This window comes from Cytophagales bacterium (assembly GCA_019456305.1).
Taxonomy (GTDB): Bacteria; Bacteroidota; Bacteroidia; order Cytophagales; family VRUD01; genus VRUD01.
In genome coordinates this window covers 1-11,572 of sequence record VRUD01000107.1, presented here as the reverse complement: position 1 = coordinate 11,572, position 11,572 = coordinate 1, and the positions used below count along the sequence as shown (strand labels likewise).

Sequence of the window (11,572 nt, the reverse complement as noted above, 5' to 3'; positions counted from 1 at the left end):
CCCGGTATAATTTGCACGGCCGGAGTAGATTCTGTAACGCTCACTGCAAGTGGCGCTGTTAGCTATACATGGGCGCCCGTAGCCGGGTTAAGCGCTGCATCCGGTAGTTCAGTAAACGCATCACCGCCAAATGATACGGTTTACACAGTTGTTGGTACTGGTGCAAATGGTTGTATAGATTCTACAACAGTTTCAGTCCAGATAAGCACAACCTCACCTGTTGCAAGCTTTTCAGCAAGCGATACAAGTGTATGTAAAGGAAATGCTGTTACATTTAATAACACATCTACTGATGCTATTAGTTTTGGCTGGCTGCTGCCTGGTGGAACAACAGCCGATACTACGGTTCAGAATCCGGTAGTTACTTACGATACAGTTGGTGTTTTTGATGTAACATTAACAGCTTTTGGTTGTTCTTCTTTTGATAGTACGATAACAAAGGCGGGGTATATTACCGTCAATCCAATTTATTCCATCAACACACCTAACGACACGATTTGTGATGGAGATAGCGTAATGATATTTGGCATTTTCCGCACCACAGCCGGAACATACTATGACAGTTTACCCACTGTCAATAGCTGCGATAGCGTAATTTCTACAACCTTAATAGTTAATCCCTTACCAACTGTTAATCTCGGTGCAGACACTATGATATGCAATGGTTGTTCAGATACCCTTGATGCAGGCACTGGCTTTACAAGCTATGGCTGGTCAACCGGAGCAACTACTCAAACTATTATTGTTGATACAACAGGTATTTATAGTGTTATGGTTACTGATGCAAACGGCTGCCCAGGTGTAGATACCATAGAGGTAACTGTAACCACAGGTATAATACAATCATCATTTATCAATTTCAATTTAAAATTATATCCCAATCCAAATGATGGTACATTTCTTATAAGATATTCTATTCCGGATAAACAAAGCGCAGAATTTATTATTTTTGATGTAATAGGCAGTAAATTAAAAACCTGGCAATTAGAAGGTGGTACGAAAAAGCTTAATATTGTAAATAAAGAATTAAAAAATGGTTTATACTTTTATCAGGTGATTGTAAATAACAGGGTAATATTAACCGATAAGTTAGTTATCATTAAATAAAGGGCATCTCTAAAAACTACATATTTTTTAAAACACACCCCTTGCCCCTCTTGATAGAGGGGAATATATGGTGTAGTTTTTAGAGATGCCCTAAAAAACATTAAAGCCCGCACTTCGCTTAGGGCTTGCCGAAAAATAAGTTCCGATTTTTGCATCACAACTTTGCCACATCTTTGACTTATCCTCAATCGCAAAATCCTCAAAATAACGCTGCTATTCCTGCGGTTTTGCTCAATCGGATAAGCCAAATCTGTAACAAATTTGTGCGCAAAAATCTGGAACTTATTTTTCGGTAAGCCCTTAAAAAGAAGAAAAATCCCACCAAAAAAAAACACATACAACCGAAATATGACATTAATCATATCATCACACCATCCTTCCTTACATTTTTGCGTTCTTATACTATGCAAACACTTTCTCTCACAGTTAACGATAAAACTCACGAACTGCTGGTCAATGAGCATGAGACACTTGCAAAAGTGATCAGAGAGCAACTGCATCTTACCGGAACTAAAATTGGCTGTGAGCAGGGCAGTTGTGGCGCCTGTACCGTACTCGTTAATAATAAGCCTGTATTGAGTTGTATCACACCGGCTTTGCGATATCACGAAAGCAAGATCACCACTATTGAAGGATTGGCAAAAGATGGAAAACTCCATCCGCTGCAGGAAAAATTCATAGCAAAAGGGGCTTTGCAATGCGGTTTTTGCACACCGGGAATGATCCTTGCTGCATATTCATTTCTAAAAGAAAATCCAAATCCTGAAATAAATGAAATAAAAGAAGCGATCTCAGGTAACTTTTGCCGCTGCACAGGTTATAAAAAAATAATTGAAGCTATCAAAATGAAGGGAATAAAGGGAATAAAGGGAATAAAGGGAATAAAGGGAATAAAGGGAATAGAGGAAATAAATGGAAAAATAGTCAATATATCTGACCGGATAATAGGTACACCGCATCCTTTAATTGATGCCCGTGAGAAGGTTACAGGTAAAGCCGAATATGCAAATGATATTTTTTTCAAAGATGCACTTTATTGTAAGTTCCTGAGATCCCGGAAATCCCATGCGGTGGTAGAAAGTATTGATATTAAGGAAGCGCTGAAAATAAGAGGTGTAAGAGCTATTGCTACAGGGTTTGAGCTGCCGGAAAAATGGGGAGTGCTGCCGGTTTCACAAGATCAAACGGCTATGGCAATTGGCAGTGTACGCTATATAGGCGAGATCGTGGCTGCCGTTGCTGCAGATACTGAAAACATCGCAAACGAAGCTGTAAAAAAAATTAAAGCCAGGTATAAAACGCTCCCTGAATTTTTTACCTGGCAGGAAGCCATGGAACAAACCGCCCCTGAAAATCTCATACACGAACATTCTCAAAAATATGGCTGCAACATCCATAAGAAGGTGAAAATGCAGTTTGGGGAGGTAAAGAAAGATCTCAGTGTTTCTGATCATGTCTGTGAAATGAGTTTTGACTTTGCCGGCCTGAATCATGCTTTCACCGAACCACATGCATGCACCGCATGGTGGGATAAAAACGGAGAGCTTACCATAATCACTTCTACACAGGTTCCACATTATGTACATCGCACACTTAGTAAAGTTTTAAAAACTCCCCTGAATAAAATAAGGGTCATAAAACCTGCACTGGGAGGAGGGTTTGGTGGCAAGAGCGATCCCTTTGCTCATGAAATTATTGCCGCTTATTTAGCAAAGAAAGCCGGTAAACCTGTCAAAGTATGTTTATCACGTGAGGAAGTATTCCTTACTAATCATGGGAGGCATCCAACACATATGAAAATGAAGCTGGGAATGGACAAGCAAGGAAAATTCAAAACCGTTGATGCAGATATTGTAATAGACGGTGGAGCCTTTGGCAGCTTTGGTGTAGTAACCGCCTATTATAATGGTGTATTATTGGAAGCTCCTTACCAACTCAATAGTTTTGGTTTCAGATCAACCCGTGTTTACACCAACAAACCTCCTTGCGGAGCAATGCGGGGCCATGGCGCTGTAAATCCTCGTTTTGCAATGGAGGTATTGATAGATGAAATTGCACGTCAGGCAAAGATGGATCCATGTAAACTCAGATTCGGAAATTTTCTTCCTGAAAACACTTCTACTTTAGGCCAGTTCAGGATCACCAGCAATGGTGTTGCTAAAGCCCTGGAAACTGTAATGAAACAATCTGACTGGGAAAAAAAGTTTAACAAATTGCCTTATGGGCACGGTATGGGTGTGGCATGCGGGTTTTATATCAGCGGAAGCGCATTGCCCATCATTTGGAATGATTATCCGCAATCGGTGGTGCATCTCAAAGTAGATTTTGACGGCAGGGTGGTCATTTATTCCGGTGCAAGTGATATCGGGCAAGGCAGCGATACGATGCTGGCTATGGTTGTAGCTGAAACACTGGGTATATCCGTAGATAAAACCTATGTCCATGCCGCGGATACTTTGTTTACACCCGTTGATCTTGGAAGCTACTCCAGCAGGGTCACCTTCATGGCAGGTAATGCTGCTAAAAAAGCTGCGGAGAAGCTCAAAGGTGTTATTTTGAAGACTGTTGCTCAAAAGAAAAGTAAACCCGTGGAATGGATGACTATAAAGAACAACAGCATAATGAGTTCAGATCATCAAGTGGATATTACATGGGAAGAAGGCATTGAACTTGCTACGGCCCATCGTGGCGCTTTGAGTACAAGTGGTTATTACGTCTCTCCAAAGCTTGGAGGAAAATATAAAGGAGCCGCAGCGGGCTTGAGCCCTTCCTACAGCTTCGGAGCTGTAATTGCTGAAGTTAAGGTCAATACAGATTCCGGCCAGGTAAATCTGATCAATCTCTGGGGAGCCCATGATTGTGGAAAAGCGCTGAACCCGCTTGCAGTTGAAGGACAGCTTGAAGGCTCATGGCACATGGGGATGGGACAGGCTATTAGTGAAGCGATGGATTATCATGAAGGGTTGTTGCTTAATTCTAATTTGCTTGAATATAAGATACCAACTTCTATGGATATTCCGGATATTCATACCAATATGATTGAATCTTGTGATCCGGAAGGCCCATTTGGGGCAAAAGAATGCGGAGAAGGCGCTTTGCATCCATCAGTCCCGGCTATTGCCAATGCTGTTTATGATGCTGTAGGTGTAAGGATAAACAGTGTGCCGGTTACAGCAGAGAAAATACTATATGAGGTTAATAACGGTTAATAACAGTTAATAACGGTTACAAGTGATTCAACAAGCACCTAAGGTAAATGAAAATCCCGGTTCAAATGCAACCCCGCACATAAATTTATGTGCGGAGTTTGATAAGATCATTTATTTTTAACTTTATCATAAAATTTATGTGCGGGGCAACCGATATTAATCCCTATTAACTTTTGTTAACTGATATTAACTGTTTGAAATAAAATGACTAATACAAAACAACGATATTTAAAACCTTATTCGGTAGATGAAGCGATCTGTTTTGCAATTAACAGTAAGGATGATTTTACTTATCTTGCAGGTGGAACAGACGTAATGCCCCTCAAATTTGAAGGCAACAATAATAAAAAGCACCTGATCGATCTGTATCATATTTCAGAGCTGAAAAACGTTAAGATTGAAAAAGATCACATAAGTATTGGAGCAGCAGTTACGCTGTCTGAGCTGATCAGATGTAAAGATATCATATCAAATTTTCCGATATTATATGAAGCTGCTTCTGTAATCGCTTCAGCAGTGATCAGAAGCTCAGCTACAATTGGAGGAAACATCCTGTGTGAAAACCGCTGCAAATTTTACAACCAATCAGAATGGTGGCGTAATGCTATCGGGTATTGTCTGAAATGTGACGGGGAGATCTGTATTGCCTCAGGAGGGCCAAAGAAATGCTATGCAGTATTTGTCTCAGACCTCACACCTGCCCTGATCTGCCTCGATGCGCAACTTGAATATCTTGACAGGGAAGGTTCTTATACAATATATTTAGAAGATATGTACACAGGTGACGGCTTAATACCTTGTAACCTGCCCTCTGAGGCAATTATTACTAAAATTAATATTCCATTTAACAGAAACTACAAAACATTTTTCAGAAAACTGCGCCCCCGTAACAGTATAGATTTTACCAATTTAACTGTGGCTATGTGCATAAGGGGTAATGGCAAATTAAAAATATCATTAAGCGGTATGGCTTCAAAACCTCTCACTTTTTCATTTGATAAACTCCCGGATCCTTATATGCTAATAAAAAACATTTCAAAAAAATGCCCTATAGTAGAGAACCTTTACTATTCGCGCTTATACCGCAAGGAAATGCTTAATGTTTATTTGAAAGAAGGATTTGAGGAATTGGATATTAAATAAAGTATTAGTTAATATCCAATACCACAATCCTCAATTTACTCACACAAACCAGCTCCTTATCATCATCCGATATTTTTACTTCCCACACGTGAAACTGATCTCCGATATCAATGGGAGAAGCAACACCGTTGACACACCCTTTCTTCACAGGCTTAAAAAACTCCGAATGTATTGTTAAACCACTACACCTTTTTTTATGATTATCAACACATAAGGTAGCTGCCATAGAAGCAAGCGATTCTGCCAGCGTTGATAATGCTCCTCTATGTAACGTACCATCCGATTGCCGGGTGCGTGAATCTAACGGCATTGTTGCCTTTAAATAATCATCACCTATCTCAGTAACCTTTATTCCAATATGTTCATACATACTGCCTTTGCAATGTTCATTGAGTTGGTCTGTTGTATATTTCTTAAACCTTATCATAATATAAAGTTAGCATGGATAATGATCAATAAAAACTGATTAAAATCATATAATGCGATGATTAACATCATAAACTAAATTGTAATTCCAAGCAAACATTTGGCATGTTTATTAATTCGAGAATTATACAATGAATCTACACTCAATTTGAAAAGCAAAGCATGACAAATCCTCCCAAAAAAGTTATCATTTTGAGCTTACTTATAATACTGTTTATCATTTACTCTTTACTTGTCTATACACGTGGCACAAAAAGTCCAGCGGTAAAGATGACTGATATAGCAGTAAAAGGAAAACTTGTATGGCAAGAGTACAATTGCATTGCATGTCATCAAATATACGGATTAGGAGGATATATAGGGCCAGACCTTACAAATGCCATATCTGCCAAGGGAAAAGGAGAATATTATGTAAAAGCTGTTTTAAAAAACGGTTTGCTCAACATGCCTGATTTCCGTCTAACCGGTGAAGAAATAGATGCGCTTGTTGCCTACCTGGCTTATATTGATAAAACAGGCAAATTTCCTGCGAGCGATGCAAATATGGCCTGGTATGGCTCATATCAATTGACAGTTGGCAATTGACAGTTGACAATATTGCCTGCTGCTTACTGTTTTTGTGGCAAAATATTGAAATTCCCTGCCTGCCTGCCCGCAAAATGGCAGGCGGGCGGCAGACAGGCGATACTACAAATTAATGATTATTAAAATGAAAGGAGATAAAGCAGCATATTTGTTCATCTTTCTTGCTCTTATTACGCTTATAATGGGTGTATTTATAGGATGTATGGCTGGTTTTCAGTATGTGTATCCCGATTTAGCCGGGCAATATTTACCTTTTTATAAAACCCGGCCTATGCATGTAACCTTAGTTATTACCTGGATCGTGCTATGCGCCTCAGGAGGAGTTTACCATTATATCACTAAAGTAACAAATACAGAACTTTATTCTCCAAAACTTGCCTTCATCCATTTTATGATCTTTTTGTTAAGTGGAATAATAATATTCATTAGCTACTCATTAGGATTTTTTGGCGGCAGGGAATACCTGGAATTTAACCCCCTGTTATCAATACCTATTTTGGCAGGATGGGTCCTTTTTTGTATAAATTATTTTAAAACGCTTACTATTAACACCTCATTGAAACGAGGTGTAAAAAAATGGCCGGTATATCTCTGGATGTGGGCGACAGGGATCCTGTTCTTCATTTTCACCTTCCTGGAAGCACACCTGTGGCTTGTGCCTTATTTCAGAGACAATATTATCAGGGATATCACCGTCCAATGGAAAGCCTACGGGGCAATGATAGGCGCATGGAATATGCTGGTATATGGCACTGCTATTTACGTGATGCATAAAATCCATCATGAAGAAAAATTAATTAATGGTAAACTGCCCTTTTTTCTCTATTTTCTTGGCCTGGTTAACCTCATGTTTGGCTGGGGGCATCACACCTATATTCTTCCCTCTGAATCATGGATCAGGCATTTTGCTTACTTGATCAGCATGACCGAACTGATCATATTAGGCATACTGATATGGAACTGGAAAAGATCATTGTCAAGAGCTCAAAAACATTTACACAGTATAACTTACCTGTTCCTTTTCTCTTCGGATTTCTGGATAATACTCAACCTGCTTTTAGCAATCAGCATTTCTGTACCTTTTATCAATTTTTATACGCATGGTACACATATAACAGTAGCTCATGCAATGGGCACTACCATAGGAATTAATACTACCATCCTGCTGTCAAGTGTCTTTTTTATTATATCGGAAAAGTATTCTGCGGCAATTCAAAAATATGCCTCTATTATCAAAAAAGGGTTCTACTTATTTCACGTGGCATTATTGATATTTTGGCTTTGCCTTATCTCAGGCGGGGTTACCAGGAGTTATTTTATGTATTTTGATACAACGCTTAATTTCAGGGAAATACAATTAGCCATCAAACCCTATATGTTCGCTTTTATGATCTCGGGACTGGGGATCTTTATCGGGCTATTGATGGTTACAGTCCCGGTAATGATTGTTTTTTATAAAGCAATATTATTTAAAAAGAAAATATGATAAATATCATAAATCCTTTAAGCTTCTTGTATCATTTTGCAAACAATTAAGAAAATTTGAAAATGTTAAGTTAAGTCATCGAACTTTGAATCCATTATCAAATCACTAAATCACCAAATTATATATGCCACAGCCATTAGTTCATAGTTTTCACATCCCTGTTATGGGAATCGGCTTTTCGCTTGATTCTGCAATCAAAATTGCTCATTTCGGAATTTCATCTGTAATTTCTCTTGTGGATGATATTCTTATGGAAAAAATGAGAGAATATTATTGCAAAAAAATCAACAGGAACTTTACAGCAATCAGTAAAAATGAGAATGATTTCAGAGTAAAAAGAATTACTGCATATTTAAACCTTGTTGATGGGATTGTAAAAGAAAATTTTGAAAGACTAAAAAATTCCCTGTTTGAAAAGGGCAGTGAAATAATCAAATACTTGGAAATGCTGCCTGATACTTCACCTCTAAAACATGTGTATAATAAAATGTTGCAAACCAAAAACAGTGATGCAATAAAGAGGGTGCAAGACAGCATAAGAGCGAATTTATCGGTTGGTTCTGTTGATGTAAACATTATGGCCAAACTTGATAAGGTCAATTATAAGAATAAGAATGAAGAGCTTTCTGCTGAATATAATGATGCCTATGCTGCTTTGAGAGGATACGCCTTAAGCGATCTGAATTCATCGATTATTTTTTCTGCCGGCATGAACCCTGGATTATACAGTTATATAGAAAATTTTGAGGATTTTTTCCCGGATAATGATGGAGTTTTAAAGAAAAAGATCATAATAAAAGTAAGTGATTACCGGTCAGCAATAATACAGGGTAAGTTTTTAGCAAAAAAAGGCTTGTGGGTTTCGGAATATCGCATAGAATCCGGCTTAAATTGTGGCGGGCACACTTTTGCTACTAATGGTTATCTGCTTGGGCCTGTTTTGGAAGAATTCAAAAATAAGAGAGAGGAGCTTATACACACAACTAATGAATTGCTCGTTTCAGCCCTGAAGAATAAGAACAAGCCATATCCTGAAACGCCTTTAAGCGTTAAGATCACTGCCCAGGGAGGGATTGGCAACGCTTCGGAGCATAATTTTCTTTTGCAGCATTTCAAGGTTGATTCAACCGGATGGGGAACTCCTTTTCTTTTGGTACCTGAAGTTACCAACGTAGACTCAACCACACTCAACCTACTGTGTAATGCCAAAGAAGAAGACCTCTATTTAAGCAATATTTCTCCACTTGGCGTCCCTTTTAATAGTATAAAAGGAAACACGAAGGACATTGAAAAGCAAGAATTAATTGACAAAAAAAAACCCGGAAGCTCCTGCCCTAAAAAATTTATTGTTTCAAATAAAGAATTTACTACACACTCCATTTGCACTGCTTCCCGGCAATATCAAAATTTAAAGATCAAAGAGCTTGAATCTAAAAACCTGAATAAGGACGAATTTAAGAAATCATTCAATAAAATTATTGAGAAATCATGTATATGTGTTGGCTTAGGCACTTCTGCGTTACTTGTAAATAAACTGGATACAAAGGTGGAAAGAAAAGGGGTCTCCATATGTCCCGGGCCAAATATGGCGTATTTCTCCAAAGTAGTTTCACTAAAAGAAATGACAGATCATATTTATGGCCGGATAAAAATTTTAAACGATAATTACCGTCCGAATATGTTTATAAAAGAATTGAAAATATATGTTGATTACTTAAAAAATGAGATCAAAGAAGCCATAAAACCGCTTACAGACAAACAAGTCAAACATTTCAGCTTATTTAAAGATAATTTGCTTGAAGGAATTGAATATTACAGGAAACTTTTTTCCGGGGTAGTAAAAGAATCCCAGGATATTAAAAATAAGATAGCATCTGAATTAGAAGAATTGGAGAAGAAAATCCGGATATTAGTTTGTTAGATTAATTATCTTTTTAACATTCTAAGTAATAAAATTAAGGTATAAGAAAGTCTTGCAATTATCACTAATAGAATACTTATTAAAACAATTACAATAACAGGATTCGCCAGGAAGGCCTTAAGATCACTTCCTCCTTGTTTTTTTTCATCAAGCGATGGATCTGCCAAACCTTTAGTTTTTATTTCAGTTGTTTCTATAGAAGCGGTTTCCTTATAATTGCTAATATATATTAAAATTGCTCTAATTTCATCATTGGTTAATGTCTGGTCGGGCATTACAATTTCATTAAACTGTTTATAAACAGCCATTGCTTCACCGTCACCACTTTGAATCATTGTTTGGGATGATTTAATAAATTTTAACAGCCATTCCTCTTGATGTTTACTATTAATACCTTTTAAATCCGGCCCTACTAATGTACCTTTTCCAATAGCATGGCAAGCGGTACAATTTTGATCAAAAAGCTGTTCCCCTGTCTCATAAGAAATGGTTACTGGTTTGGAATCAGTGGTTTGAATCTGTGTTTTTGAAGCAGTAACTGAAGATGGCGCTTGTTTTTGCTGGTCTATTATTGTAGTTGTTTTGGTTTCTTCACCTTTGGCGGTTTCCTCAACACCGCTTTTTGATTTGATATAGGCAATAATAGATTTTATCTGTTCATCGGTGAATGCATTGTCAGGCATGACAATCATATTGTTTTCATTAAACAACTTCACTGCTTTTTCATCACCCTCTTTTATCATCATTTGTGATGATCTAATGAATTTTATCATCCATTCCTCGCTGTGTCTTTTGTGTACATTTTCCAGATCTGGTCCCAACAATTTGCCGTCTCCAATGGTATGGCAGGCAATACAGATCGTATTAAAAAACTGTTCACCTTCATCCTGAGCATTTGCCTTAAAATGCAGGCCGATCAATAAAATAACTGTTATAACAGATATGGGAATTTTAAACACAGATTTTTATTTCATTTAAAAAAGCCGCGAGATAAAAAAGTGTAGGGTATGGTTATACCCATACCCTACTAAAAAAAAATGAAAAAAATCAACAAAGTTTTACTTTATATAACCGTGAACATGTAAACTTGGACACTCGTGATCATTGAGTATTTCAAAGTTTTTCCCTCCAACAACTTCTACTTCCACCGCTGTTCCGGTTGTATCAAGCATAACATGAGAATGGCCATAGATATAGTGAGTTCCCTTGGGCATTTTCATGACCGTAAATGTGGCTTCTTCAGGCGAACGGGATGAAATTGACCCCGCTACAGGACCAAGGTCAAATCCTGTAGATGTATTAGCCGGAGTACCACTCTCATTAAACCATACCCAAAAATCAGCTTCTGTAAACACGGCACTGTCCCTGCCAGATATGCCATGATCCAGTACAAATTTACCATGAGCGCCATTTAGGGTTTGAGATATAGCATCCTTGTCTGAATTGGCCTGATCTCGCTCTTTTTCTAAATCCTCAATTTTCTTTTTGTCGCAGGATGTGGCAATTATTAACCCACAAGCTGCAATTAACATTAACATTAGTTTTGTAGTTTTCATTATTTGTTTCTCCTTTTATAGCAAACCGGAACGGCAATTTGCTGGTTTTGTGTAAAATAGGCTACCGTACTCACCTTTCTTAATTGTGCTGAATGATTAATTATACAGGCGGTGATCGCTCGCGCTCGTTTACCTTTGA

General features: G+C 37.9%; 9 protein-coding genes. 6 read left to right on the top strand and 3 right to left on the bottom strand.

Translation table 11 applies throughout. The features are described from left to right. The 3 genes from FVQ77_16180 to FVQ77_16170 form a co-directional block, all read left to right on the top strand. Window positions 1-1,107 (top strand): T9SS type A sorting domain-containing protein (locus FVQ77_16180; GenBank protein ID MBW8051840.1); only part of this gene is annotated, 1,107 nt, incomplete at its 5' end. A 404-nt stretch (window positions 1,108-1,511) separates the two neighbouring features. Next, entirely contained in the window at window positions 1,512-4,316 is a 2,805-nt protein-coding gene (locus FVQ77_16175) for a molybdopterin-dependent oxidoreductase (protein ID MBW8051839.1), read from the top strand. A 204-nt stretch (window positions 4,317-4,520) separates the two neighbouring features. Then, entirely contained in the window at window positions 4,521-5,459 is a 939-nt protein-coding gene (locus FVQ77_16170) for a hypothetical protein (protein ID MBW8051838.1), read from the top strand. A 4-nt stretch (window positions 5,460-5,463) separates the two neighbouring features. Here FVQ77_16170 and FVQ77_16165 read toward each other — a convergent pair whose 3' ends face one another. Then, window positions 5,464-5,886, bottom strand: a complete 423-nt coding sequence (locus FVQ77_16165; protein MBW8051837.1) for a hotdog fold thioesterase — start codon at window positions 5,884-5,886, stop codon at window positions 5,464-5,466. Between the two features lie 161 nt (window positions 5,887-6,047). Here FVQ77_16165 and FVQ77_16160 point away from each other — a divergent pair, with 161 nt between their 5' ends. The 3 genes from FVQ77_16160 (at window position 6,048) to FVQ77_16150 (ending at window position 9,877) form a co-directional block, all read left to right on the top strand. Continuing rightward, the gene (locus FVQ77_16160; GenBank protein MBW8051836.1) at window positions 6,048-6,470 is read left to right on the top strand and encodes a cytochrome c; all 423 of its coding nucleotides are present in this window, start codon (window positions 6,048-6,050) and stop codon (window positions 6,468-6,470) included. Between the two features lie 112 nt (window positions 6,471-6,582). Continuing rightward, window positions 6,583-7,956: a cbb3-type cytochrome c oxidase subunit I gene (locus FVQ77_16155; GenBank protein ID MBW8051835.1), complete on the top strand. Its 1,374-nt coding sequence runs from the start codon at window positions 6,583-6,585 to the stop codon at window positions 7,954-7,956. Between the two features lie 124 nt (window positions 7,957-8,080). Beyond that, window positions 8,081-9,877 (top strand): hypothetical protein, encoded by a 1,797-nt coding sequence (locus tag FVQ77_16150; GenBank protein MBW8051834.1) that lies wholly within the window; start codon window positions 8,081-8,083, stop codon window positions 9,875-9,877. 5 nt (window positions 9,878-9,882) lie between these two features. Here FVQ77_16150 and FVQ77_16145 read toward each other — a convergent pair whose 3' ends face one another. Further along, entirely contained in the window at window positions 9,883-10,836 is a 954-nt protein-coding gene (locus FVQ77_16145; protein MBW8051833.1) for a cytochrome c, read from the bottom strand. 99 nt (window positions 10,837-10,935) lie between these two features. Beyond that, on the bottom strand, window positions 10,936-11,433 hold the full coding sequence (locus FVQ77_16140; GenBank protein ID MBW8051832.1) for a hypothetical protein: 498 nt from the start codon (window positions 11,431-11,433) through the stop codon (window positions 10,936-10,938). Window positions 11,434-11,572: the final 139 nt, after the last annotated feature.